This is a genomic window from Aerococcus sp. Group 2 (genome assembly GCF_905125285.1).
GTDB classification, from domain to species: domain Bacteria; phylum Bacillota; class Bacilli; order Lactobacillales; family Aerococcaceae; genus Aerococcus; species Aerococcus urinae_E.
The window spans coordinates 338,341-362,305 of sequence record NZ_CAJHPA010000002.1 but is presented as its reverse complement, the minus strand read 5'-3'; the positions used below and the strand labels follow the sequence as shown (position 1 = coordinate 362,305).

The window sequence follows — 23,965 nt, the reverse complement described above, 5'->3', positions numbered from 1 at the left end:
AAGATCGATGACCAAGTAGCTGCTGATCTCAGTTCAGCGGGGTGGATTCCTCGGATTAATGATACTGTGACAGAGACAAAAGAAATTATTGAACGTACTTTCTGTTACTTTTTAATGGAAATAAAAGATATTCGAAACTTGGGAAACAATGATTTTGTTGACCAAAAAATTGAAGAGTTATATTTCTTAATTGATTTACCCTTCAGAGATTGGTTAATAGAGATAAAACCAGAAGATGCTAAAGATAAAAAGATTATTCAGTGGCGCCAAACTTTGCGGAAGATTGTTATAGATAAAATTAATCATATGGTCCAAGAAGCTGGTCCACAGGATTATAAAGGAAAGGTGTATGAAGCTAAGGACGGGCAAAGATATTTAAAAAATATCGCTACGGCTTACAACACTGTGACCTACTTTATTAATAAAAAATTAAATGTAAGGGAGGATCGAAATGACTGAGACAAACGAAAAACAAATATCTGTCTACCAAGTAACAGCTAAAATAATTGATGATTTGAACCGCAATGATGGGACTTCTACGAGTAAAGCGTATCTCGCTAGATTACGTCAGTCAATTGGCAAACCCTTAAGTCAGACGGTTGATATTTGGCCATTACTATTCCAATATCTACCAGAAGAATTTCTAAGCAAGAGCGGACAAACAACCTCAGAACAAAAGGCGATATTATCGACATTGCAACTCTATGCTCTATACCATCAAGGTAGCACTATTGGAGAGGCCAGATTAAATAGTCAGGAAAAAGCAACTAATATTGGCGCTTCTTTATCCTATTTGCGAAGAGAAAAAGACCAACGAGTTGCTAGCGATCGCCGTTTTAATACTTTAATTACAGCAACGGATTTTACAGAATTAATCTACTATTTGCGCCAAATGATTAAATTATTAAAAGGTAAATCGCAGGGGCAAGTCCTTATTAACTATCCACGTTTAGCCGAAGATCTTTACTGGTATTTGAGAGGATACGAAGAAAATGTGCGCATTCGTTGGGCGCAAAGTTACTATAAGAACAGAGAAGAAGGAGTAGATAGTGATGAAGAATAATGAGAGAATTTTTGTTGATATCCATGCCATTCAAACCGTTCCGCCTTCCAATATCAACAGAGACGATACGGGGTCGCCAAAGACAGCCCAATACGGGGGTGTTAGACGGGCGCGCGTTAGTTCTCAATCTTGGAAACGGGCGATGAGAGAATATTTTTATGAGAATAGTGTTCAAAGTCATGTAGGGATACGAACTTTACAAATTGTTCGTTATTTAGCAGATAAAATTCAGATTTTGGATGAGACTATGGACGATGAAACGGCAATGAAATTAGCTGATGAAACGATTAATAAGGCTGGAATTAAAACAGTAGCGCCTAAGGGCTCTAAAAATAAGGGGCATAAACAAGCTAAAGCCTTATTTTTCTTAGGAGATACACAAGCCAATGAATTGGCTCAAGCTGCGGTTGACGGAGTGACTGATAAAAAAGTACTTCAGAATATTTTGAAAGAAAACCTACCTATTGATATTGCTCTCTTTGGTCGCATGGTGGCAGGGGAATCTCCCTTGAACGAAGATGCTTCTTCCCAAGTAGCTCATGCTATTTCTACACATGCGGTTCGGCCAGAATTTGATTTTTTTACTGCGGTAGATGATTTAGCACCAGAAGATAATGCTGGAGCCGGAATGATAGGGACAATTGAGTACAACTCGTCAACTCTTTATCGTTATGCTAATGTAGCTGTTCATGAGTTAAGCCGGCAATTAAATAACCCTCAAGCAACCTTAAATACTTTGAAATTGTTTATAGAATCTTTTACTAAGTCTATGCCGACTGGAAAAATCAATACTTTTGCTAATCAAACCTTACCTCAGGCACTCCTGGTAACGGTTCGGGACGATCGCCCAGTGAATCTGGTTTCAGCTTTTGAAAAACCAGTCAAAACACAGGAAGGTTATGTTGAGCAATCGATTGAACAATTATTTAGTGAATACCATAAAGTAGAAAAAATAATTGATCAACCTCTAAAAACTTTCTATCTTGTTTTAGATGACCAGAATATCAATTGTGATGAAGGCAAGCAAGAGGATAGTCTCTCTCAATTATTGAATGATTTTGATAACTTTGTTGGACCACTTATCGAGAAAGTACAGGATCAAGGGGATGCTTAGTGAAAACTTTAGTTTTGAAGTTTGCTGGCCCCCTCCAAGCCTGGGGAACAAACTCTCATTTTGAAACTAGACATACTGATCTCTATCCTTCTAAAAGTGCCGTCATTGGAATAATTAGTGCGTGTTTAGGCTATAAACGTGATGACGATGAACACATTCAAGCTTTAAATGCCTTAGATTTTGCTGCCCGGATTGATCAACAAGGCAATTTACTCCGTGATTACCACACGGCTAGAAAAAATAAAAATAATGGGAAATTTGAACATACTTATGTAACGAATAGGTATTATTTAGAAGATGCTATTTTTTTAGTGGCAATTGGTTCAGAAGATGTAGGTTTAATGAAGAAAATTGAGATAGCACTTAAGTCTCCCTATTATCAACCTTTTATGGGGCGTCGGGCTCTCCCTGTGAATGCTGATTTTATTTTCCAGTCAACCGATAAGGATGTACTGACAATTTTAAAAGAAATTCCTTGGCAAGCTGCTCTATGGTATAAAAAGAACCATAGTAAGCGACTATCGATCTATGCTGATGCGCACTTACAAACAAATCAACCTTCACATCAACGTAGAGATAAAGTAAATTCATTTTCACAAAAGGGACGTCAATTTACTTATCGAAGTGAATGTCGCATTGATATCATAGTTAAAGATACGGGTGCTTTTGGGGATCATGATGCCTTTTCTGTTTTGAAGGAGGTTGATTAATTGTGTATATGTCTCGCGTAGCTATTGATACTAATAATCCAAGGAAAATGAAGTCCTTAAATCATCTTGGGGCCTATCATAATTGGGTGGAAAGTAGTTTTCCTAAAGAATTTATTGACCAAGTTCGTACACGTAAATTGTGGCGTGTTGATAAAGTTAGTGGACAAGAATATTTGTTGATCGTCAGTCCTAGTAAACCTGACCTTGAGTCTTTAGAAAAATATGGTGTTACTGGCAGTGCTCAGTTAGCCGATTATAGTTCATTTTTAGATAGCTTAGAAGAGGGGATGGAGGCGCAATTTCGCGTGCGGTTAAATCCAGTCGTTTCCCAATCCCAAGCAGGTAAGAAGAGAGGCCGTGTAGTTCCTCTCTATGGTGATGAAGCTCAATTGAACTTTTTGCTGGATAGAGATAAAAAGAATGGTTTTGAAATTAATCCAGCAACACTTTGTATCGTAGAAAAGGGTTTTGAACCGGTAAAGAAGCGAAAAGAAAACACCCTCAAGCTTAGTTTTGCAACTTATGAAGGTGTATTAAAGATTACTGATCTTGAACAATTTAAGCAAACTTTAAAGGAAGGTTTTGGTCGTAAGAAAGCCTATGGTTTTGGCTTAATGACAATTATTCCCATGAGGTGAGTATATGATTAAACAGAGTGGTGCCAAAAAAGCTAATCTTACGGAGTTACCTCGGATTGGGGATCGGGTCTCTTTTATTTATATTGAACATGCTAAGATTAATCGAATAGATAGTGCGATTACAGTAGCGGATAGCAGAGGGACAGTACGCATTCCCGCTGCCATGATAGGGGTTCTCTTATTAGGGCCAGGGACAGATATTAGTCATCGGGCAATAGAATTGATCGGAGATACGGGGACGAGCTTGGTATGGGTAGGAGAATATGGTGTGCGTTATTATGCACATGGTAGATCTTTGGCTCATTCAACGCGTTTTCTAGAAAAGCAGGCAAAATTAGTTTCGAATCGTCGCTCGCGATTAGCCGTTGCTCGTAAAATGTACCAAATGCGTTTTCCTAAAGAGGATGTCTCCTCGTTTACCATGCAGCAATTGCGGGGGAGAGAAGGAGCACGAGTTAGAAAAATTTACCGTCAAGAAGCAAAAAGATGGCAAGTCGAATGGACTAGGCGGGACTATGATCCGGATCATTATGATGAGGGCACCCCAGTGAATCAAGCTTTATCTGCTGCTAATGTTTCTCTCTATGGCGTAGTTCACAGCGTTATCACAGCCTTAGGCCTATCCCCTGGACTAGGATTTGTTCATACAGGGCATGATAAATCGTTTGTATATGATATTGCAGATTTATATAAGTCGGAAATCACTATTCCTATTGCTTTTCAAATAGCAGCTGAGTTTAATAGTGATGACGAGATAGGGAGAATTGCTCGATTAAGTGTTCGAGATGCTATGGTGGATGGGAAACTTATGAAGCGCATTGTTAAGGATGTTCAATACTTATTAGATGTCAATCCAGATGAAGAGGTAGACATAGATGTTATTAATCTTTGGGACGACCGGAAAGGCTTAGTTAAATATGGAATTAATTACCAAGATTATAATGGAGAGGATTAGATGCCATTAACTGTCATTACTATGAAGAACTGCCCGCCATCTTTGCGTGGGGACCTTAGTAAGTGGATGCAGGAAATTGCCACAGGTGTCTACGTTGGTAATTTTAATAGCAGAGTTCGTGAAGCGCTATGGGAACGTGTGAGTCAAAATGTGGGAGTAGGAGAAGCTACTATGTCTTATGCTTACCGCAATGAAATTGGCTACCGATTTGAAACAATTAATGCTAAACGCCAAGTAGTGGATTATGAAGGAATTCCTCTAGTCTTACTACCTAATACTTTGGCGGATAAAAAAACGAGTAAGAAACATGGTTTTAGTAAAATCGCTAAGCAACGGCAGGCTAAGAAGTATTCGATTTCTTCAAAAAATAGACGAGATGGTAAAGAACAATTGTCGTATATAATTATTGATATTGAAACAACTGGTCTGGATCCATTGAAAGATTCTATTATTGAAATTGCAGCGCTTGCGATTAAAAATGGAGAAATAGTTAAAGAATTTGACTGTCTTGTAAATTATGAGGGCATATTGCCTCTTGAAATTACTTCATTAACAGGCATTGCTGATCAACTTTTGAAAAAAGAAGGTCAGAAGCTAGAAGATGTTTTGAAAGATTTCAAAGCCTTTATTGGTGAGGCAGATCTTGTAGGGTATAATATTTCCTTTGACATTAAATTTATTAATTATCATCTAAAACAATTAAAGTTGCCTAAATTAAATAACAAAAGTATCGATTTAATGAGTTTTGTTAAAAAGGAAAAATTATTTTTGTCTAATTATAAATTAGAAACAGCTCTACCGGCCTACGGTATTAATGAGGAAGTTCCTCATAGGGCTTTAGCTGATGTGCATTTGATTTATCGGTTAGCGTTAAAAGTAAATAAATTTTCAAAATTTATGAATAAACAGTCGCGTCGTTAAAGGGATCCTTTAGTCTTTTTCCCGCACATGCGGGGGTGATCCTTTTAGAGATGGATCAAGAAATCGACATAGACCCTTTTTCCCGCACATGCGGGGGTGATCCCGACTAACCACCTCTCCGACTCCTTTATGGAGCCTTTTTCCCGCACATGCGGGGGTGATCCTTGAAAAGGAAAACATCCTAGACTTTTCAGAAACTTTTTCCCGCACATGCGGGGGTGATCCTAAGCCATATCTTCTACATATAGCCAACAAAGAGATTAAGTTGCAATACCGGGAGCTTTTGAAATTTGATAGCTAGTGATATCGCTTTTTAGAAGTTTTTCTATTTTGCTTGTATCTATAATCAAAATCATCTCTTCTTTCTATCAAATGTTAACCAAACAACTAAACAACAAAGCATAACAAAAATAAATTCTTTCATGATAATAATTCCTTTCTATGATAAGATAAGGATAGGAAGAGGAGTGGTGTCTCCTCTACATCCTTTAGACGATTTACTTACTCCTGCTCGGAAGGTTGATCGTCTTTTTCTTTGACTTTAAGTACTTCGATTAGCTTAGCAATTCCAGCAATCAAAGCACCAAGGCCGCCTGTTACACTTTTCCCGCACATGCGGGGGTGATCCTAACTATTTTGGGATTAAAGGCGACGGGGTCGTGCTTTTTCCCGCACATGCGGGTGATTTTGTTTAATTGTTATAAGATTATTTTTATAATCTTTCTTCCATCTTCTAATTTTGGACAGAATAAAAGCACCTCACCTTCGATTAGCTGGTGCTTGTTAGCGTATTGGTTCTACTTTAGGTAAATTAATAAACTCTTTATAAGCTTCAACTACTTCACTTGGAGCACCTGGTCTAAGTCTTCTCTTGTCTTTAGAATCAGAAAAATCAAAATAAATATAATCTTCTATGACTTTATATAATTTTTCTTCTTTTTCAATTAGATTCATTTGATTTACTCCTTTATAATAGTTACTTTAAAATCAAAGTTTGAGAGTGCACTAATAAGCGATACTTCAGCAAAAATTGTACATTCTTTCTTAATTAATCGATTTCATTCCTAGATATTTACTAATGTCTTTAATTAAATTATATCCGTCGCCATTTAACATATCAATGATCGCATCAGCGTTTTCAACTTTTCTTGCCATTATTTTCTCATTACTTAAGCTTGAATTATACATCTCAACGCAAGAGTATCCTTTAGATCTTGCTCTATGGCTTAGATACCCTTAAAATCGTTATAAATATATAGATGTCTTGGTAACGGATTATTGGAAGCTAACACACTTTTATAGAATTCACTATTATCAGCTCTGACAATTTTTTTAGGATTAAATCATAATTGTTCATTTTTGCAGAAATAATTCTTTTTTATAATATGAAGCAGCTAAATATAGACCAGTCTATTTTTGATATATAATTAATTTGAAACACACAGCATTTGAAAGGAGCAAGCCATGAAAAGATCTTATCCGGCCCTTTTCTATTTTGACAAAGAATTTGATGGCTACTTTATAAGTTTTCCAGATTTGGATGATGGCGCTACCCAAGGAGAAAGTATTTCTGATGCCTTGTATATGGCTTCGGAGTATTTAGGGATTGTTTTAGGGGATGCCTTGGAAAGTAATAAAAAAATCCCTCAGCCATCCAATATTAATGATCTATCGCTGGTTGAAAATTATCCCTATAAAGAGGATACCAATTGGCAAGACGACTATGATATGGAACAATCATTTATATCGATGGTGGTGACTGATGTTTCGGTGTATTTAAATCTCGATGAATTAGTTGATGTCACTGTCAGTATTCCGGTTTGGGCTGAAAGTCTAGCTGAGGGAGATGGGTTTGATTTATCGAAGTTACTTACCGAAGCTATCAGTGATAAGCATATTCATTTATAATTTCTAATGACTTCTCGATTTAGAAATTTTTATTTAAAGTAAAGTTGTCATCTACATGGAAAGAGTTGAAAGATGTGTTAGTATTTCCAGCTATCTTTGAAAGAGAAGTATATTATTGTCAAATTTCCTGATATTCCTGCGGCAATGACCCAGGGAGAAGACCTGTCACAAGCTTATGAAAAGGCTGTGGAAGTCTTAGGTGCTGTTCTTGACGATTACGATAACTATCCTGAACCGAGCTCGATTGAAAGTGTTAGTGAACAGTTTCCAGATAGTGATCTTGCGCTTATTGGTGTTGACTTAGTTGCTTATCGGCGCAAATATCACTCTAAAACAGTGCGCAAGACGGTTACTATACCCGAATGGTTAAATGATTTAGCCATTGAAAAACAAATTAACTTTTCGCAAACTTTAACTGAGGCGCTCAAAGAAAAATTAGGCGTCTAATTTCTAGATACAAAAACAGCTGTCAAAAGCGGTGACCAGTATGCATCATACCGGGCCACTATTGGCAGCTGTTTATCTATTATTCATTCAGCGGTTAGAAGGGGAAGGATTATTTTGTTTGTCCTTTACCATGGTGTTCCGCTTGGGCTTGTTTGAGTTTTTCTGGGGTGATATCGGTGCCTTCAGGGTCGATGACTTTGGTATTCATCATAATGTTTTTGAAGTTACCGCGGAAGATCTTCAAGTATTCTTGACGAAGTTGTGTTTGTTCTTCCTTTTCTTCGGCAGTTAAGCCGTCTTCTTTTTGTTTTTTAGCTAATTCATTGATGCGTTTGAGTAATTCGTCCATGTTAAGACCTCCTTTAATCTTGGTCTCTTGACCTTAAGCTTTTTGCAGCTAGTACAATATACCAAGTATCTGATTAGCCTGCAACTTTCTTGCTTCTAAGTGCCAAGCTAGCACCTAGCCCCATTCCTATAATAATGTTAGAATAGACCTACATGAGTTTGAAGCACAAAGGGGATTATCATGCGAACATTAGCTATCGATACATCAACGGTTTCTATGAGTATTGCGCTGATTGAAGATCAGACCAGCAAAATGGAAATCACCACAAATACTAAAATTAAACATTCTAAAGCCCTTTTACCCTTGATTAAACAGTTGTTTACTACGGTTGCTTGGGAAGTAAGTGACCTGGACCGAGTGATTGTTACTCGGGGACCGGGTTCCTATACTGGACTTCGAATCGGGGTAACCACTGCCAAAACCTTGGCTTGGACCTTAAATATTCCACTTTATTCAGTGACCAGTTTAGAAGCCATTGCTGCCAATGCCGTCGGGGAGGATGGCATCATTTGTCCTCTAATTAATGCTAGACGCCAAACCGTTTTTGCTATGGCTTATGATAGTAATGGAGAGGAAGTAGAAGGCCTAACTATGGGGCATTACCGGCTAGCAGACTGGCTAGACCAGTTAAAGACAGCTTGTCCAGACCAAAGCTTGTATTTTATCAGTTCGGATATTGACCAATTTGAGGAACTAATTAAAGAACATTTAGGCGAGCAAGCTAAGTTATTACCGGCAGAAAAAGGGGTTATCCACGCTCCCTTACTGGCTAAGCTAGAACTAGAGGAAGAAGATGTCGCCACTTTCTTACCAGACTATGCTAAATTAGCGGAAGCCGAAGAGCGTTGGGAGGAGAAACACCCCGAAGAAGCGGAAGCAAACCGAGGCCATTATGTGGAAAGAATGCTTTGATCGCTGGCTGTTTCAGCTGGGCAATAAAATTACCCAGTTATTTGCTGATGAACCTAGCCAGGCTCTGAGTCAGCAGATCGATTTGGATAAGTCTACTTTGACTTACGGCCTAGATCAGGAGCTCGATTTAGCCATCTCCGATTCGGAGTGGATTGACCAAATGGTGGCTTTGGAGCGGGCGGCTTATGATGGGCATCAGATGTGGTCCAAGAAGGATATCTATAATGATATGCTTTACAATCCGTCAACTTTTTACCTACAAGCCTTTAAGGAAAAGGAACTGCTGGCCTTTGTAGGTTGTCGGCGGGACAAAGCATCGATTCATATTTCGAATTTAGCCGTACGACCCAGCTACCAGTCCTTAGGGATTGGGTCCAAGCTCTTAGACTTGGTCAAACACTTAGCTCCTGAGCTGGAACGTGACTCGATAACCTTAGAAGTGCGTTTATCCAATGAAGGAGCTCAGAAATTCTATCTACGAGAGGGGTTTAAGGCAACGGGAAAAATGCCGCGTTATTATCGTGATAATCATGAGGATGCGCTTACTTTGACTTGGCAAAATGAATCCCACCAGGTTGCCCAAGAAGATGAAGCAAATCATAGTCTACCACCGACCGGAGGCCAAACAGATACCCGGGATTAGCCAGCAGGTGCTAGCTTTTTACCAGGAGGCTTTTGACCATATGCCCCACATCGCCAGGGATTGGTTGGAACGGGGCTTAGCCAGTTCGCGACTCTATTTATTCTTCTTGTTAGATGAAAAGCAAGTCGTCTTAGCGGCAGCTACTTTTCAATTATTGGCTGATGAAGGGGAATTATTGCATTTTGCAGTCAGCCCCCAAAGAAGGCGCCAGGGCTTGGGGGCCTTACTTTTGACTCAAGCCCTGGTCTATTTAGAAGAAAAAGGTTTAGCCCGCTGTTTCTTAGAAGTCCGCGCCCACAACCTCCCCGCCCAGGCCTTGTACGAGAGCCAGCGTTTTAAGTGTATTGACCAACGCAAAAACTATTACCAAGATAATCATGAAGATGCAAAAGTTTATTTATGGGAGAGATCGACCAGTGACAACAATATTGGGAATTGAATCAAGCTGTGACGAAACCGGTGCAGCGATCGTTATTGATGGCAAAGAGATGAAGTGTAATGTCGTTGCCACACAAATTAAAAGTCATATGCGTTTTGGTGGGGTAGTCCCAGAGATCGCTAGCCGCCACCATGTCGAGCAAATCACACAGGTGATTGATTATGCCATGAAGGAAGCAGAGGTGACCTGGCCAGAGATTGATGCTGTGGCGGTTACCAAGGGGCCAGGCTTAGTGGGCTCTTTACTTATCGGGATTACTGCGGCTAAAACCCTGGCCTTTGCCCATGACAAACCCTTAATCGGCGTCAACCATATGGCAGGTCATATCTATGCCAATAATATATCTGATCAAATGGTTTTCCCTTTATTAGCCTTAGTGGTTAGTGGGGGACATACTGAATTGGTCTATATGAAAGAAGATGGTCATTATCAAAAAATTGGCGATACCCGTGATGACGCTGTGGGGGAAGCTTATGATAAGGTCGGCCGTATTTTAGGGGTTCCTTATCCTGGGGGCAAACGCATGGATGAAATGGCCCAAGAAGGTCAGGCCATTTATGACTATCCTCGCCCCATGATCAATGAGGATAATTTTGACTTCTCATATAGTGGACTGAAATCCGCGGTCATTAACCATGCCCATAATGCGGAACAAAAAGGGGAAAAGTTAAATCCCAATGATGTAGCAGCTAGCTTCCAAGCAGCCGCTGTTGAGGTCTTAGTAACTAAAACCATGCGGGCGATAGAGGCCTACCCAGTCAAACAATTAGTGGTTGCCGGAGGCGTGGCCGCAAATTCTTCACTTAGACAGGAATTAGAAAGTCAGCTGGCCCAAGAACATCCTGAAGTGCGCCTCTCCTACCCACCATTAAGTTTATGTGGGGATAATGGCGCCATGATTGCAGCGGCTGCCTATCCGCAATACCAAAAGGGCGACTTTGTCGGCTTGGACTTAGATGCTAACCCTGGTTTAGACTTAGGTGATGAAAATTAGTTGCCCTTAGGCGAAGGTCAATTGATTTTTAGAGAAAGCTTAGGGAGGAAAGATGGTCTTAATCGGTTTAGAAGTCACTTTTATCATTGACCAAGCTTATACTTTGAAGGATAAGCGCCGGATCGTCAAAAGTATGGTGGAACGGGCCCAACAACGTGAAAAGATGACTGCTGCTGAGATTGCTGACTTAGACTTAGTTAACCAAGCGGTAGTTGCTTTTGGCCTAGTTTCTAATTCATACAGTAAGAGCCGGCAGCGTTTGCTGAACTATCTGGATAAAATTGAAGCCTGGTATCCCATTGAGGTCATTCATACCGAATGGCTGGAAGCCTAAAAAGAAAAGGTATGCGCACAGGAGGACTTGGTCTTGAGTCCTGGTGTAGGCATACCTTTTTTATCTTTATTGGCCAAATTCTTCTAATTGACTTTGGACGGTTTCCCATTCCTTAAAGAGTTCTTCTTGTTGGGCTTGTTTATCTTTAAGAGATTGGTCGAGTTGGTTTAATTCATAGTAATTTTGTAAAATATCAGGATCAGTCATTTTTTCTTGGATCTCTGCTATTTCTTCATCTAAGCCTTCAATACTTGCTTCAATTTTTTCGCTTTGTCGTTGGAGTTTTCTTTCTTCTTTTTGGCGTTCCTTACGATTTTGATAGGCTTGGGCGGACTGGCTGGGTGCTGGCTTTTCTTCAGTAAGACTGTCTTGATTTTCTTTGTTTTCTTCTTCTAGCCGCGCTTCCTGCTCGGCTTTTTTATTGAGATAATAATCATAATCGCCCAGGTAGAGAGTGGAACCCTCCGGACTGATTTCAAGCACTTGGGTGGCAATTCGATTGATAAAGTAGCGGTCGTGGCTGACAAAGAGCAAGGTTCCATCATAGGCAATCAGGGCATTTTCGAGAATTTCCTTAGAATCGATATCTAAGTGGTTAGTTGGTTCGTCCAATACCAAGAAATTATCATGGTTAAAGGAGAGTTTGGCGAGGGCAAGCCGGGCCTTCTCCCCTCCACTCAGCATGGCAACAGATTTTTCCACGTCTTGTCCGGAAAAGAGAAAAGACCCCAGGATGGTACGAATGTTTTCCTCGTTAATGGTCGGATGGTCATCCCAAAGTTCGTGGAGGACATCCTTATTGCTGTGGAGTTTGGCTAATTCTTGGTCATAGTAGCCAATAGTCACGTTGGCGCCATAGTGAATTTCCCCTTTGATGGCGGGAATTTCTTGGATAATGGTTTTTAAGAGGGTAGATTTACCCACGCCGTTGGGCCCCACTACTGCGATAGCTTGTTGCTTTCTAACATCCAGTTCAATCGGATAGGAAAGTAAGTGATCATCGTAACCAATGCCTAAGTGGTCGGCAGTAAGGACCACATTGCCACTAGACTTGTCGGTTAGAAATTGAATGTGGGGACTTTTTTCGTCTTGCTTAGGCTTTTCGATTTTGGGCATCTTTTCGAGTTGCTTACGCCGACTCTGGGCCATCTTGGTGGTTGAAGCCCGGACCAGGTTACGAGCCACATAGTCTTCTAACTTGGCGATTTTCTTTTGTTGTTTATCATAGGCCTTTTGCCAGCTTTCTAGGCGAACAGCCTTTTCTTTGAGGTAGAAGGAATAATTCCCCTTATAATATTCCATACTGTGTCCAGTCATTTCATAGGTTTCATTGGTGACATGGTCTAAGAAATAACGGTCGTGGCTGACGATCAAAAGGGCTCCAGGATAGGAAGGTAGGTAATTTTCTAGCCAGGTTAGGGTTTCAATGTCTAAGTGGTTGGTGGGTTCGTCGAGGATGAGAATATCGCGCTTTTCAAGGAGGACCTTGGCCAGGGCTAGTCGCGTTCGTTGACCACCAGATAATTGATTGATAGGTTTGTCGTAATCTGATTCGGGAAATTGAAAGCCGTGGAGGACCATGCGAATCTCGGAATCATAACCGTAAGCATTGCTTTGGTTGACTTCTTCTTGTAATTGATCATAGCGTTTGAGGGCCTCTTGGTAGCTTGCTTCATCCTGGGCATCGGCCAAGTCTTGAGCGGCTTGCTCGGCATGGTGGATGAGGGCGATGGATTCTTTAAAAACCGACCGCATTTCTTCATAAATTGTCCGTTGACTGTTTTCAATGGCGGCATGTTGGTCCATGTAGGCAATGGTCTTGCCCTTAGCCCGAGTGACTTGCCCTTGGTCAGGCTCTTCAATCCCTGCCAACATTTTGAGTAGGGTGGATTTGCCGGTACCGTTTCTACCGACTAGGGCAGTACGACTATTATCTTGGATGGTCATTTGGACATCTTGGAAAAGAATATCGGAGCCAAAACGTCGCATGAGTTTTGATCCTTGTAATACAATCATTGGATCCTTTCCTCCTAAATCGTTTATTATTGTCTTCACTAGTGTATCATATTTTATCGATAGATATTTTTTGGCTTTGTGAACTTTCCCTTAGAAAGGGGCGGAATTATTCACAAAGTTTTAAAATTAATGAAAATTAGCCAAAAAGATTTATGTGATTTTTCACAAAGTTCTTTCCATTTTATGATTTAGGTGATAAAATGTATTTGATATCTTGTGAAAAGGAGTGGAAACATGAAGGAAATTCCACGTGCAACGGCTAGGCGGTTACCGCTTTATTACCGTTACTTGCATAATTTTAAGAATATGGGTAAGACACGGATTTCTTCCAGTGAACTCAGTGAGGCGATCAAAGTGGACAGCGCCACTATTCGTCGGGATTTCTCACATTTTGGTGCCCTAGGGAAGCGTGGTTATGGCTATGATGTTGAAGCTCTATTGGACTTCTTTAGTCGCCAACTCTACCAAGACCGCCTCACCACAGTGGCTTTGATCGGGGTCGGTAATTTAGGGAACGCCTTATTAAATTATAACTTTAAACGGACCAATAATATCCGGATTGGGGCGGCCTTTGATATTAATCCTGAGATTGTAGGAACCGTCCATAGTGGGGTACCGGTTTACCCCATGAGTGAATTAAAGGAACGGATTCAAGAAATGGAAATTCTGATTGCTATTATGACCGTTCCGGAAAAGGTCGCCCAAGATACCGTGAGTGAATTAGGTGAAGCCGGTATTCAAGGCATCTTGAACTTTACGCCGGTGGTTTTAGATGTTCCTGAAGATATTCATGTCCAAAACGTCGATTTAGCCAATGAGCTGCAAACCTTGATTTACTATATTGGTAATCGAAATGGCAACAATAAAAAGAAAAATTAGTAGAACTAGCAGAAGTTAGCAGAAACCTGACAGAATGATCAGGTCTAACTTATGCCAGTCGCTTAGTAAAGCTCTCTTCAAGTGAGGGCTTTTTTCTTGTCATCAATAGTAAAAATCAAAGAATAAAGAGTTTAATCTAGCGTTATATTTTCTGGTTTCAAGCATAATATACTTTTTAAATGATATTTTATACTTTTAAAGTGATAAAAAGAAAAAAGGTCAAAAAAAGTCAACGAATTACTTGATTTATATCTGGAAATGTTTTACTATAAACATTGTAAGTTAGCAGTCGGAGATGATGAGTGCTAACAAATCGTTAAAAGTGTTATTAATTAGTATGTGAAATTTGGAGGGATATTTTAAATGTTAAAGCCGTTAAATGAACGTGTGATTATTCAAGTCCAAGAAGAGGAAGAAAAAACCGCTTCTGGCATCGTTTTACCATCTGCTGCTAAAGAAAAACCTCAAGTAGGTCAAGTGGTAGCCGTTGCTGATGCTACTGATGACTACACCCCTCAAGTTAAAGTGGGCGACCAAGTTATTTTTGAAAAATATGCAGTAAGCGAAATCCGCTATGAAGGGGAAGATTACCTCATCATTAAAGAAAAAGATTTAACTGCTGTAGTTGAATAATCATTGACTGAACTTCGACAATCAACAAAAAACATTGAATTCTCGATCATGCTTAGATTTAGAATAGGAGATAGATAGAATGGCCAAAGATATTAAATATTCAAGTGATGCAAGACAATCTTTAGTAGAAGGTATTGATAAATTAGCTAATACCGTGAAAGTGACCTTAGGACCTAAGGGACGTAACGTTGTCCTAGAACGTAGCTACGGGTCTCCATTAATCACCAATGACGGGGTGACCATTGCTAAAGACATTGAATTAGAAGATCACTTTGAAAATATGGGAGCTAAATTAGTTTCTGAAGTCGCTTCTAAGACCAATGATGTTGCTGGTGACGGGACAACTACCGCTACCATCCTAACTCAAGCCCTCGTCCATGAAGGTTTCAAAAACGTGACAGCAGGGGCAAATCCTGTGGGCATTCGTCGTGGGATGGATCAAGCTATCCGCAAGGCAGTAGAAGCCTTGAAAGAAATTTCTGTTCCAGTGAATGCTAAAGAATCCATTGCTAACGTTGCGGCAATTTCTTCCGGCGACCAAGAAGTAGGTCAATTAATTGCTGACGCTATGGAAAAAGTAGGCCAAGATGGTGTTATTACCATTGAAGAATCACAATCCATGGACACTGCCTTAGATGTTGTTGAAGGGATGCAATTTGACCGCGGTTACTTATCCCAATACTTTGTAACCGACAATGATAAGATGGAAGCTGTTCTCGATGATCCTTACATCCTTCTCACTGATAAGAAGATTTCTAATATTCAAGATATCCTTCCATTATTAGAACAAATCGTACAACAAGGTAAATCCCTATTATTAGTGGCTGACGATGTTGAAGGTGAAGCACTTCCTACTTTAGTCTTGAACAAGATTCGTGGGACATTCAATGTCGTTGCTGTGAAAGCGCCTGGCTTTGGTGACCGTCGTAAAGAACAATTAGAAGACTTAGCTGTTCTTACCGGTGGTACAGTCATTACTGAAGACTTAGGTCTTGAATTGAAAGACACCAGCATTGATCAATTAGGTCAAGCTGCCCGCGTAACCATTACTAAAGACGATACCACCATTGTTGAAGGTAAGGGTAACAAGGAACAATTGGAACAACGTGTGGCTCATATCAGAAAACAAATTGAAGAAACTACTTCTGACTATGACCGTGAAAAATTACAAGAACGTCTTGCTAAATTAGCTGGCGGGGTTGCCGTTGTTCGCGTGGGTGCAGCGACCGAATCTGAACAAAAAGAACGTAAATTACGTATCGAAGACGCTTTAAACGCTACTCGTGCTGCGGTTGAAGAAGGTATCGTAGCTGGTGGTGGTACTGCCTTCATGAATATCCAAGACAAGGTGAAAGAAGTCGTTGACTCCTTAGAAGGTGACGAACAAACTGGTGCAGATATTGTGGTTCGTGCCCTCGAAACCCCACTACGTCAAATCGCTGAAAATGCTGGTCTAGAAGGTTCTGTCATTGTAGAACACATTCACGATAAAGACCAAGGTGTTGGTTACAACGCTGCTAGTGGTGAATGGGTAGACATGATTTCTGATGGTGTGGTTGACCCAACCAAGGTGTCACGTTCTGCTTTACAAAATGCAGGCTCAGTAGCTGGTTTAATTTTAACTACTGAAGCAGTTGTTGCTGACCATCCAGAAGAAAATGCAGGAAATGATGCAGCTGCAGGAGCAGGCGCACCAGGTATGTATTAATCCAAAAACTGAATAGGATAAAGATTGAAAAGCGCTTGGGAATTTCCCAAGCGCTTTTTCACAAAAAAGTAAGCTCAGATTAAGGAGATTTTCCTCAGTCAGAGCTTACTTTTTCTCTTTATCGTTTTTACCAAATATTATCTAAGATTAGGGTTTGGGTTCGGTCAGGTCCCACTGACACTGTGGCAATGGGGGCCCCTACGATTTCACTGATGCGACGGACATAAGCTTTAGCATTTTCGGGAAGTTGGTCAAAGTCTTGACAGCTAGTTATGTCTTCTTCCCAGCCAGGTAAACTTTCATAGATGGGTTGACATTGGGCCAGGTAGCGCAGGTTAGCGGGATAGGACTTGGAGATTTCGCCATCAGGGGTTTGGTAGCCTACACAGACCTTGATTTCATCTAGGCCAGTTAAGACGTCTAAACAGTTCAAGGAAAGCTTGGTTAAACCAGAAACCCGGCGCGCATGGGCCGTCACCACCCCGTCGAACCAACCTACCCGGCGTGGACGTCCAGTAGTGGTACCATATTCATGGCCGACTTCACGGATGCGGTCCCCAATAGCATCATGCAATTCAGTTGGGAAGGGACCGTCACCTACTCGAGAGGTATAGGCCTTCATGACTCCGATAACGGTATTGATTTTGCTTGGGCCAATCCCACAACCGACTGTAGCACCACCGGCAATGGGGTTAGAGGAAGTCACGAAGGGATAGGTCCCATGATCAATATCCAATAAGACCCCTTGGGCCCCCTCAAAAAGAATGTTTTCTCCTTGGTCATAGGCATCATTCATCAATAAGGAAGTATCCGTGACATATTTTTTCAGTTTTTGGCCATATGCTAGATATTCCTGGTAGATGGTGTCGTAGTCTAATGGCTCTTCGTCATATACCTTGGTTAGGAGTTCGTTCTTGACTTGAATTTGTACAGATAACCTTTCCGCGAAAGTTTCAGGGTCAATGAGGTCAGCCATCCGGATACCATTACGGGCAATCTTATCCATATAGGCAGGGCCAATCCCTTTTTGGGTAGTACCGATCTTATTGTCGCCTTTACGTTCTTCATCCAAGCGGTCGATCAGTTGATGGTAGGGCAAGATCACTTGGGCCCGTTCAGAGATGCGGAGGTTTTCACAAGAGATTCCTGCTTGGCGCAAATAGGCCAATTCTTCAAGTAAAGATTTAGGGTTAACAACCACGCCATTTCCGATCACACTCAGCTTATCTTCTGAAAAAATTCCTGAGGGAACGAGGTGGAGCTTAAAAGTTTGCTGGTTGAATTGGATCGTGTGGCCAGCATTATCACCGCCTTGGTAACGGGCAATAATATCGGCTTGGCTACTGAGGTAATCGGTGATTTTCCCTTTTCCTTCGTCGCCCCATTGAGTACCTACAACAACAACTGATGGCATATGCGTTCTCCTTTATCTATTCGATCTTAATAATGTCTTCATCATGTTAGCTTGTGGCATAACACCCAAAATATTATACCGCAATTTTTTTTGAAGAAAACCTTTTTTTAGGCCCTGACCTTTTTAATCATAAAAAAGTCCTTGCCTGCCCCAAAAAAATAGCATACATTTATAAAGTACAGAGTGCGACAGTCACAACGAAGGACGAAACCATTGGAGAAAACTGTCATAATAAGCTCAGCTAAAAGGATGTGAGGACGCCGTTAGAGACTTGAATCACTGGAGGAAAATACCATAAGCACAGGAAACTGTGCGTTGGAATTTTCTGAAGTGACTTCAAGGCTGGCGTCCGAACTCAGCTAAGCTGAGCGCTGGCAGTTTTTGAAATGGACGTTCGTCCTGTGACTGGAGCAGGTTTGGACAAAGTGCGACAAGCGCGCCAAAAGTTAAGAAGCACAAGGCAGAAGAAACTGCCAGAAAAGGAGTCAAAGCAGATGATTAATCGCTATACCCGTCCAGAAATGGGACAATTGTGGTCGGATGAGAACAAGTACCAATCGTGGTTGGAAGTGGAAATTTTAGCTGTTGAAGCTTGGGCTGAATTAGGAGAAATCCCCCAAGAGGATGCCCAAGCAATTCGTCAGCAGGCCAAGTTCGATGTCAACCGTATTTTAGCGATTGAAGCGGAAACCAAGCATGATGTGGTGGCTTTTACCCGCTGTGTTTCGGAGTCATTGGGCGAGGAGAAGAAATGGGTCCATTATGGTCTGACCTCGACCGATGTGGTGGATACAGCTTATGGTTACCAATTAAAGCAAGTCAATGACCTCCTCCGCCAAGACTTAGATGATTTCTTAGCGATTCTTAAAAAACAAGCCCTCAAATATAAAAACACCCTCTGCATGGGGCGGACTCACGGGGTTCATGCGGAGCCGACAACTTTTGGTTTAAAAGTGGCCCGTTGGTATAGTGAATTTAAACGTCATCGTGAACGTTTTGAACATGCCGCTAAGGGTGTTGAAGCGGGAAAAATTTCTGGTGCAGTGGGGACTTTTGCTAATGTTCCTACCCAGGTGGAAGCCTATGTTTGTGAGCATTTAGGGATTCGTGCCCAAGAGATTTCGACCCAGGTCTTGCCACGTGACTTGCATGCAGAATATATTTCAGTCTTAGCCCTAATTGCTACCGGAGTAGAAAATATGGCGACTGAAATCCGCCACTTACAAAAGTCAGAGGTCAGAGAAGTGGAAGAATACTTTGCTGCGGGACAAAAGGGCTCTAGCGCCATGCCCCATAAGCGTAACCCGATCGGTAGTGAGAATGTCACTGGGCTGGCCCGGGTAATTCGAGGCCATGTAGTGACTGCTATGGAAGATGTCAGTCTCTGGCATGAACGGGATATTTCCCATTCCTCAGCCGAGCGGATTATTTTGCCTGATACCACCATCTTAGTGGACTATATCCTCCATCGTTTCGGTAATATCTTAGCTAATCTGACGGTCTTTCCAGAAAATATGAAGCGCAATATGCAGGCTACCCACAATTTGATCTTCTCCCAACGGGTCTTATTAAAATTAATTGATGCAGGTCTTTCTAGGGAGGCGGCCTATGATTTAGTCCAACCCCTAACCGCTAAGTCTTGGGACCAAGGCCTTGATTTTAAAGGCTTAGTCGAAAATAATGCGGAAATTCGCCAGTCTCTCGACCAAGCGGCCATTGATGATGCCTTTGATCCGGCTTATCACTTGCGCCGAGTGGATGAAATTTATGCGCGTTTGGGATTAGCTTAGTTGATTATTTTTAAATGATCTCTTTGTCCTTCTTCAGTTATCCTCTAATATGCTATTGAAAACGTTTACTATTTATAAGCAATATGAGATGATAGGTTTATATCAAATCTTAAATAGACTTAATGGAGGTAGGCTTATGCATATTACAAAAGATCACTATGTGTTCTCTATGGACAAGAACCATGAACCCATTGCTAAGGTAGCTAGTGGCCAGCGTTTGCAGGTTGATGTCTGGGATTGCTTCAAGGGCAGCGTCCAGGATGAAAAGGACTTAATTTCTGGGATTGATTTTAATGAAATTAATCCAGCAACTGGTCCGATTTATGTGGAAGGCGCTCAACCAGGCAATGTGCTGAAAGTGACTATTCATAGCATTGACTTAGATCCCCAAGGAGCTATTATGACTTCTCCAGGGCTCAACAAATATTTCTCCAAGGAAATTACTGAAGAAGAGACAGCCATCTGTAAGGTCAGCGAAGACCAAAAGACCTTTGACTATTATGGAGCAACTTTCCCGGTTCATAAGATGATTGGTGTGATCGGGACAGCACCTAAGGGCGAAGCGGTAGCTACTGGATTGCCTGACTTACATGGTGGCAATATGGACAACAATCAAATAACCGAAGGCTCTGTCGTTTACCTGCCTGTGGAGGTCGAAGGGGCACTCCTGGCTTTAGGTGACATGCATGCCGCCATGGGTGATGGCGAGATTTGGGGCAGTGGTGTTGAGATCGGTGGCTCGGTTGACCTAACTGTAGAAGTCCTCGAGTCCTTCCCTTGCCCAACGCCTTTTGTGGAAACTGACCAGGCTTATTATTCCTATGGTGTCGGTGAAGACTTTGAAACAGCAGTTGTTCAAGCCAATGACCGGATGGCAGAATTTCTCATGGCTCAAACCGGCTTATCCTATAATAAAGTTGGCATGTTCATGACCTTTGCCGCTCATTTAGAATCTTGTCAGATTGTTAACCCCAATATTTCCATGCGCGTTCGGGTCGACAAGGCCAGTTATGAAAAGTTAAAGGATGTTAAAGAGTAAGCCTAAGTAAAAAAGGAGTTGCAGTGAGCAACTCCTTTTTAATTCGGCCTTCTTTAGGCATTTTCGAAGGTACCGTATTTAATGATTTCTTTGTTTTTAATCATTATCTCTGACATGGCAATCACGGTATCGATGGCTAGATTGTCTTCATCTAAGAGAAGGATATCTGCGTCCCGTCCCACTTCTAAACGTCCCTTATGGTCAAGTTTTAGGATACGGGCAACGTTAGAGGTGACTGCTGGGAGGGCCTTTTCAAGGGCAATATTTTCTCTTTGAACAGCTTCTTGAATACCGACCAAGAGTGACTTAGCACTGCCCACACCAATACGGAGGAAGTTGCCCTCTTCATCGAAGCGAGGCAGACTTCCTTGGCCATCAGAACTCATGGTAATGCAGGATTCATCTAAGCCTTGGTCTAGGACTTGTTTGAGAACGGTTCTAAAGGGAATCTCCCCGTCTTTTTCATAGGTCATATCGGGGTCTTCACTTCCGGTAATATCGAAAGTCCCCCCGCGTTTGGCAAAGGCAATGGCTTCATTAACCAGTTCCTGGCTCCGGCCACAGTGGGTCGGCAGGAAGGTGGTGACTGGAATATCAGTTTCATCTAAGGCCCTAAAGAGGAATTCTAGTCGGCCCTTGTTGGGGCCTACATGGCAATTGACCACGCCGGCCTTACCTGCTAATAGACCACCAGTCCGGGTATCAGCGGCTGCATGGGCAAATTGTTCAAAGGTTGGTGCCCCATTGCGGTGGTCGGAAATAGCAATTTCACCAATGCCAATCACCTTGTCAATGGCCATAATGTCTTTGATGATGGATCCGGTGAGGGTGGTTGCCGGGAGACGGTAGTTTCCGACATAGATATAGGTGGAAATTCCCTCTGCTTCTAAACCGCGGGCCTTGGCTAATAGGGCCATTTCATCGCGCGCAACGCCATCAGTCCCCAATAAGCCACAGGCAGTAGTTACTCCAGCCGTGGTTAGTTGGCTTAATTGGACTTCTGGTGTCCGGTTCTGAAAACCATTCTCACCACCGCCTCCTAGGAGGTGGAAGTGGCTATCAATGAAACCAGGGGTAGCGATTTTGCCTTGACCGTCGATCACTTCAATGTCGATCGCATTACTATCAATTGTGATGTGGTCCTCAATGGCAATAATTTTGGAACTGTCCATTAAGATATCTTTAACCCCTAATTTTTCAGGGGCGTAAACAGTGACTTGTTTGATTAATTTCATACTTTCCCAACTTTCTAACTGTAACCGATACTAATGGCAATAATAATGGCAATGCTTCCTAAAACAAAGAGGAAACCCTGCATTTTAATTTGGAACTTAGCCCAATCTGCCCAATCGATCCGAGCGACTGCCAAGCAACCCACCAGGCTAGCAGAAACTGGGGTGAAGGCGTCCACAAAACCGGACCCTAATTGGAAGGCCAAGACGGCAACTTGACGACTGACTCCGATAATATCCGCCAGTGGAGCCATAATCGGCATGGTGAGGGCGGCTTGACCGGAGTTTGAAGTCACCACAAGGTTGAAAAGTGATTGGAAGATGTACATGAACCAAGCGCCTAGAACGTTAGGAATACCAGATAAGAGGTTACCGACGCCATAGAGAATGGTATTTAAGGCGGAGAAGGTCCCCGCGTCTGATCCTCCTAAGACCAGTAGGATCCCCTTGGCCATCCCGACAACTACAGCGGTAGGCGCCAGGTCAGAGACCCCATCTTTAAAGGCGAAGGCAATATCATTAACGGTCATGCCATCAATTCTAAAGATGAGGGCGGTAATTCCTGATACTAAGCCCATAACAAAGAATTGGGAAGCTAATTCAGGAATGGAAAAGCCTTGACTCATCACACCCCAAACAATCCATACCAGGCCGAGTAACATTTCTAATAAGATCAGTTTGTGGCCCAGGGTAAATTCATGGCTGACATCCTCTTGCTTGGCTAAATCGGTCCGGAAGTAGGCGTCTGATTCATAAGAGGCTGATAATTGTGGTGCCTTACGAATTCGCTTCGCGTAGACCATGGTAAAGCCGCAGGAGAGGGTGGTAATAATCACCCACATCACAATCCTAAAGCCAGCCCCTGACAGGGCCGGAAGCCCAGCGATCCCTTGGGCAATAGCAATGGAGAAGGGACTCATCCAGGAACAAGCGTTACCAATCTGTGAAGCAGCAAAGGTAACGGTCACGGCTGTAATGGAGTCATAGCCCAGGGCAATCATAAAGGGAGCAATAATCATCACAAAGGGAATAACCTGTTCAGAAGCTCCAAAGGTTGCTCCGGCAAAGGAAAAGAGGAAGAAGAGCAGGGGAATGGCCAAATGTTCCATTCCTTTGGCGCTATTGACAAAGGCATAAATTCCGGCGTCGATAGCTCCGGTCCGCATAATAATTCCAAAAGAACCCCCAACGACTAAGAGAAGGGCCACAATCCCGATGGCGGAACCATAGCGGTCCCCGGTGACAATCCCTTCAAAGATATAGTTTAACACCCCAAAGCCATAGTGGTCCTGGGTTCCCCATAGGCCAGCGGTTTTATTTAAATTTTTACTGGTGTCGTAGATACTATCTCCATACATGGCATAGAGTTCGGATTCTTCTAAGTCGATTTCTTCTAACTGCCCCAGGGTCAAGGACTCTGACTTTTCTAGAAGCTTGGATAAATCCTCCTGGTCAACTTCTAGTTCTTGCAATTTAGCGGGTTCTTGGACCAGATCTTCCAAGTTGTCCCTTAAAACATCCTCCTTTAAGGGATGCATGTAACGGAAGGAATCTTGTTGGAGAACGGTCCGGGTTTGGGTTTCCCCATTGGCTCCTTCATATTCCAAAACTTCGGTGGTATATTTACCAGCCGGAACGATGAATGTTAGTAACCAGGCCACGAGAACAATACCAAAAATAATGACGTAAGTGTGTGGCGTCTGGAAACGCTGTTTTTTCTCAGCGGTTTCATTCATTTTTCTCACTCCTTATTTTATATTTATAAGGTTATTGTACCATGATAGCGCTTTAGGTGATATGTCTTAAAATGAAATTCCTTTTAATTAA

25 protein-coding genes are annotated in these 23,965 nt (G+C 42.0%); 19 read left to right on the top strand and 6 right to left on the bottom strand.

Going from position 1 to position 23,965, the window contains the following annotated elements; genetic code table 11:
• Nucleotides 1-66 precede the first annotated feature (66 nt).
• From JFU01_RS08885 to cas2e, 7 genes are read left to right on the top strand one after another with little or no spacing between them, the layout of a single operon-like run.
• Nucleotides 67-459: a type I-E CRISPR-associated protein Cse1/CasA gene (locus JFU01_RS08885; RefSeq protein WP_230086932.1), complete on the top strand. Its 393-nt coding sequence runs from the start codon at nt 67-69 to the stop codon at nt 457-459.
• Nucleotides 452-1,063 carry a type I-E CRISPR-associated protein Cse2/CasB gene (gene casB / locus JFU01_RS03995; RefSeq protein ID WP_195855820.1) on the top strand — a complete coding sequence of 204 codons (612 nt, stop codon included), beginning with the start codon at nt 452-454 and terminating at the stop codon, nt 1,061-1,063. Before JFU01_RS08885 ends, casB begins: the two co-directional genes overlap by 8 nt.
• The gene (cas7e, locus tag JFU01_RS03990) at nt 1,053-2,177 is read left to right on the top strand and encodes a type I-E CRISPR-associated protein Cas7/Cse4/CasC (protein WP_195855821.1); all 1,125 of its coding nucleotides are present in this window, start codon (nt 1,053-1,055) and stop codon (nt 2,175-2,177) included. The genes casB and cas7e overlap by 11 nt, the downstream gene beginning before the upstream one ends.
• A complete protein-coding gene (cas5e, locus tag JFU01_RS03985) occupies nt 2,177-2,887 on the top strand; it encodes a type I-E CRISPR-associated protein Cas5/CasD (protein WP_195855822.1) in 711 nt (236 codons plus the stop codon). Before cas7e ends, cas5e begins: the two co-directional genes overlap by 1 nt.
• 2 nt (nt 2,888-2,889) lie before the next feature.
• Nucleotides 2,890-3,525 carry a type I-E CRISPR-associated protein Cas6/Cse3/CasE gene (gene cas6e / locus JFU01_RS03980; protein ID WP_195855823.1) on the top strand — a complete coding sequence of 212 codons (636 nt, stop codon included), beginning with the start codon at nt 2,890-2,892 and terminating at the stop codon, nt 3,523-3,525.
• 4 nt (nt 3,526-3,529) lie between these two features.
• Nucleotides 3,530-4,480 (top strand): type I-E CRISPR-associated endonuclease Cas1e, encoded by a 951-nt coding sequence (cas1e, locus tag JFU01_RS03975; protein WP_195855824.1) that lies wholly within the window; start codon nt 3,530-3,532, stop codon nt 4,478-4,480.
• Nucleotides 4,481-5,401 (top strand): type I-E CRISPR-associated endoribonuclease Cas2e, encoded by a 921-nt coding sequence (cas2e, locus tag JFU01_RS03970; RefSeq protein WP_195855825.1) that lies wholly within the window; start codon nt 4,481-4,483, stop codon nt 5,399-5,401.
• 783 nt (nt 5,402-6,184) lie between these two features.
• Here the strand turns inward: cas2e and JFU01_RS03965 are convergent.
• Nucleotides 6,185-6,355 carry a hypothetical protein gene (locus JFU01_RS03965; protein ID WP_195855826.1) on the bottom strand — a complete coding sequence of 57 codons (171 nt, stop codon included), beginning with the start codon at nt 6,353-6,355 and terminating at the stop codon, nt 6,185-6,187.
• 510 nt (nt 6,356-6,865) lie between these two features.
• Between JFU01_RS03965 and JFU01_RS03960 the strand changes: the two genes are divergently transcribed.
• Both JFU01_RS03960 and JFU01_RS03955 read left to right on the top strand, forming a co-directional pair.
• A complete protein-coding gene (locus tag JFU01_RS03960; RefSeq protein WP_195855827.1) occupies nt 6,866-7,309 on the top strand; it encodes a type II toxin-antitoxin system HicB family antitoxin in 444 nt (147 codons plus the stop codon).
• A gap of 144 nt (nt 7,310-7,453) precedes the next feature.
• A complete protein-coding gene (locus JFU01_RS03955) occupies nt 7,454-7,756 on the top strand; it encodes a type II toxin-antitoxin system HicB family antitoxin (RefSeq protein WP_440201605.1) in 303 nt (100 codons plus the stop codon).
• A 109-nt stretch (nt 7,757-7,865) separates the two neighbouring features.
• Here JFU01_RS03955 and JFU01_RS03950 read toward each other — a convergent pair whose 3' ends face one another.
• Entirely contained in the window at nt 7,866-8,105 is a 240-nt protein-coding gene (locus JFU01_RS03950) for a DUF896 domain-containing protein (protein ID WP_195853688.1), read from the bottom strand.
• A 180-nt stretch (nt 8,106-8,285) separates the two neighbouring features.
• Here JFU01_RS03950 and tsaB point away from each other — a divergent pair, with 180 nt between their 5' ends.
• From tsaB to JFU01_RS03925, 5 genes are read left to right on the top strand one after another with little or no spacing between them, the layout of a single operon-like run.
• On the top strand, nt 8,286-9,017 hold the full coding sequence (gene tsaB / locus JFU01_RS03945; protein ID WP_195855828.1) for a tRNA (adenosine(37)-N6)-threonylcarbamoyltransferase complex dimerization subunit type 1 TsaB: 732 nt from the start codon (nt 8,286-8,288) through the stop codon (nt 9,015-9,017).
• Nucleotides 8,998-9,660, top strand: a complete 663-nt coding sequence (gene rimI / locus JFU01_RS03940; protein ID WP_195855829.1) for a ribosomal protein S18-alanine N-acetyltransferase — start codon at nt 8,998-9,000, stop codon at nt 9,658-9,660. The genes tsaB and rimI (JFU01_RS03940) overlap by 20 nt, the downstream gene beginning before the upstream one ends.
• Nucleotides 9,605-10,099, top strand: a complete 495-nt coding sequence (rimI, locus tag JFU01_RS03935; protein WP_195855830.1) for a ribosomal protein S18-alanine N-acetyltransferase — start codon at nt 9,605-9,607, stop codon at nt 10,097-10,099. Before rimI (JFU01_RS03940) ends, rimI (JFU01_RS03935) begins: the two co-directional genes overlap by 56 nt.
• Nucleotides 10,077-11,093, top strand: coding sequence for a tRNA (adenosine(37)-N6)-threonylcarbamoyltransferase complex transferase subunit TsaD (tsaD, locus tag JFU01_RS03930; protein ID WP_230086934.1), 1,017 nt, complete (start codon nt 10,077-10,079; stop codon nt 11,091-11,093). The genes rimI (JFU01_RS03935) and tsaD overlap by 23 nt, the downstream gene beginning before the upstream one ends.
• A 52-nt stretch (nt 11,094-11,145) precedes the next feature.
• The gene (locus JFU01_RS03925; protein ID WP_111852438.1) at nt 11,146-11,427 is read left to right on the top strand and encodes a DUF503 domain-containing protein; all 282 of its coding nucleotides are present in this window, start codon (nt 11,146-11,148) and stop codon (nt 11,425-11,427) included.
• Between the two features lie 66 nt (nt 11,428-11,493).
• On the opposite strand, the gene JFU01_RS03920 is transcribed toward JFU01_RS03925, so the two are convergent.
• On the bottom strand, nt 11,494-13,443 hold the full coding sequence (locus tag JFU01_RS03920; RefSeq protein WP_195855832.1) for an ABC-F family ATP-binding cassette domain-containing protein: 1,950 nt from the start codon (nt 13,441-13,443) through the stop codon (nt 11,494-11,496).
• Nucleotides 13,444-13,677: 234 nt separating this feature from the next.
• On the opposite strand from JFU01_RS03920, the gene JFU01_RS03915 reads away from it, so the two are divergent.
• The 3 genes from JFU01_RS03915 (at nt 13,678) to groL (ending at nt 16,663) form a co-directional block, all read left to right on the top strand.
• Nucleotides 13,678-14,322, top strand: coding sequence for a redox-sensing transcriptional repressor Rex (locus JFU01_RS03915; protein ID WP_064293403.1), 645 nt, complete (start codon nt 13,678-13,680; stop codon nt 14,320-14,322).
• 363 nt (nt 14,323-14,685) lie between these two features.
• A complete protein-coding gene (locus tag JFU01_RS03910) occupies nt 14,686-14,955 on the top strand; it encodes a co-chaperone GroES (protein ID WP_013668958.1) in 270 nt (89 codons plus the stop codon).
• Between the two features lie 79 nt (nt 14,956-15,034).
• The gene (gene groL, locus JFU01_RS03905; protein WP_195855833.1) at nt 15,035-16,663 is read left to right on the top strand and encodes a chaperonin GroEL; all 1,629 of its coding nucleotides are present in this window, start codon (nt 15,035-15,037) and stop codon (nt 16,661-16,663) included.
• Between the two features lie 127 nt (nt 16,664-16,790).
• On the opposite strand, the gene JFU01_RS03900 is transcribed toward groL, so the two are convergent.
• Nucleotides 16,791-18,077: an adenylosuccinate synthase gene (locus JFU01_RS03900; RefSeq protein ID WP_195855834.1), complete on the bottom strand. Its 1,287-nt coding sequence runs from the start codon at nt 18,075-18,077 to the stop codon at nt 16,791-16,793.
• 494 nt (nt 18,078-18,571) lie between these two features.
• On the opposite strand from JFU01_RS03900, the gene purB reads away from it, so the two are divergent.
• Nucleotides 18,572-19,867 carry an adenylosuccinate lyase gene (gene purB / locus JFU01_RS03895; RefSeq protein ID WP_195855835.1) on the top strand — a complete coding sequence of 432 codons (1,296 nt, stop codon included), beginning with the start codon at nt 18,572-18,574 and terminating at the stop codon, nt 19,865-19,867.
• A 136-nt stretch (nt 19,868-20,003) separates the two neighbouring features.
• Nucleotides 20,004-20,906, top strand: a complete 903-nt coding sequence (locus JFU01_RS03890) for an acetamidase/formamidase family protein (RefSeq protein WP_195855836.1) — start codon at nt 20,004-20,006, stop codon at nt 20,904-20,906.
• A gap of 53 nt (nt 20,907-20,959) precedes the next feature.
• Here JFU01_RS03890 and iadA read toward each other — a convergent pair whose 3' ends face one another.
• A complete protein-coding gene (gene iadA / locus JFU01_RS03885) occupies nt 20,960-22,141 on the bottom strand; it encodes a beta-aspartyl-peptidase (protein ID WP_195855837.1) in 1,182 nt (393 codons plus the stop codon).
• A gap of 14 nt (nt 22,142-22,155) precedes the next feature.
• On the bottom strand, nt 22,156-23,883 hold the full coding sequence (gene yfcC, locus JFU01_RS03880; protein ID WP_195855838.1) for a putative basic amino acid antiporter YfcC: 1,728 nt from the start codon (nt 23,881-23,883) through the stop codon (nt 22,156-22,158).
• Between the last annotated feature and the right edge of the window lie 82 nt (nt 23,884-23,965).

Excerpts from the sequence above, each read along its gene's own strand:
- JFU01_RS03960 (WP_195855827.1), top strand. The coding sequence starts at position 6,866 with ATGAAAAGATCTTATCCGGCCCTTTTCTATTTTGACAAAGAATTTGAT.
- JFU01_RS03955 (WP_440201605.1), top strand. The coding sequence starts at position 7,454 with ATGACCCAGGGAGAAGACCTGTCACAAGCTTATGAAAAGGCTGTGGAA.
- groL (WP_195855833.1), top strand. The coding sequence starts at position 15,035 with ATGGCCAAAGATATTAAATATTCAAGTGATGCAAGACAATCTTTAGTA.
- JFU01_RS03920 (WP_195855832.1), bottom strand. The coding sequence starts at position 13,443 with ATGATTGTATTACAAGGATCAAAACTCATGCGACGTTTTGGCTCCGAT.
- casB (WP_195855820.1), top strand. The coding sequence starts at position 452 with ATGACTGAGACAAACGAAAAACAAATATCTGTCTACCAAGTAACAGCT.
- cas7e (WP_195855821.1), top strand. The coding sequence starts at position 1,053 with ATGAAGAATAATGAGAGAATTTTTGTTGATATCCATGCCATTCAAACC.
- rimI (WP_195855829.1), top strand. The coding sequence starts at position 8,998 with ATGTGGAAAGAATGCTTTGATCGCTGGCTGTTTCAGCTGGGCAATAAA.
- rimI (WP_195855830.1), top strand. The coding sequence starts at position 9,605 with ATGAAGCAAATCATAGTCTACCACCGACCGGAGGCCAAACAGATACCC.
- JFU01_RS03900 (WP_195855834.1), bottom strand. The coding sequence starts at position 18,077 with ATGCCATCAGTTGTTGTTGTAGGTACTCAATGGGGCGACGAAGGAAAA.
- cas1e (WP_195855824.1), top strand. The coding sequence starts at position 3,530 with ATGATTAAACAGAGTGGTGCCAAAAAAGCTAATCTTACGGAGTTACCT.
- JFU01_RS03950 (WP_195853688.1), bottom strand. The coding sequence starts at position 8,105 with ATGGACGAATTACTCAAACGCATCAATGAATTAGCTAAAAAACAAAAA.
- cas2e (WP_195855825.1), top strand. The coding sequence starts at position 4,481 with ATGCCATTAACTGTCATTACTATGAAGAACTGCCCGCCATCTTTGCGT.
- JFU01_RS03910 (WP_013668958.1), top strand. The coding sequence starts at position 14,686 with ATGTTAAAGCCGTTAAATGAACGTGTGATTATTCAAGTCCAAGAAGAG.
- iadA (WP_195855837.1), bottom strand. The coding sequence starts at position 22,141 with ATGAAATTAATCAAACAAGTCACTGTTTACGCCCCTGAAAAATTAGGG.
- JFU01_RS03965 (WP_195855826.1), bottom strand. The coding sequence starts at position 6,355 with ATGAATCTAATTGAAAAAGAAGAAAAATTATATAAAGTCATAGAAGAT.
- JFU01_RS03925 (WP_111852438.1), top strand. The coding sequence starts at position 11,146 with ATGGTCTTAATCGGTTTAGAAGTCACTTTTATCATTGACCAAGCTTAT.
- JFU01_RS03915 (WP_064293403.1), top strand. The coding sequence starts at position 13,678 with ATGAAGGAAATTCCACGTGCAACGGCTAGGCGGTTACCGCTTTATTAC.
- purB (WP_195855835.1), top strand. The coding sequence starts at position 18,572 with ATGATTAATCGCTATACCCGTCCAGAAATGGGACAATTGTGGTCGGAT.
- tsaB (WP_195855828.1), top strand. The coding sequence starts at position 8,286 with ATGCGAACATTAGCTATCGATACATCAACGGTTTCTATGAGTATTGCG.
- JFU01_RS03890 (WP_195855836.1), top strand. The coding sequence starts at position 20,004 with ATGCATATTACAAAAGATCACTATGTGTTCTCTATGGACAAGAACCAT.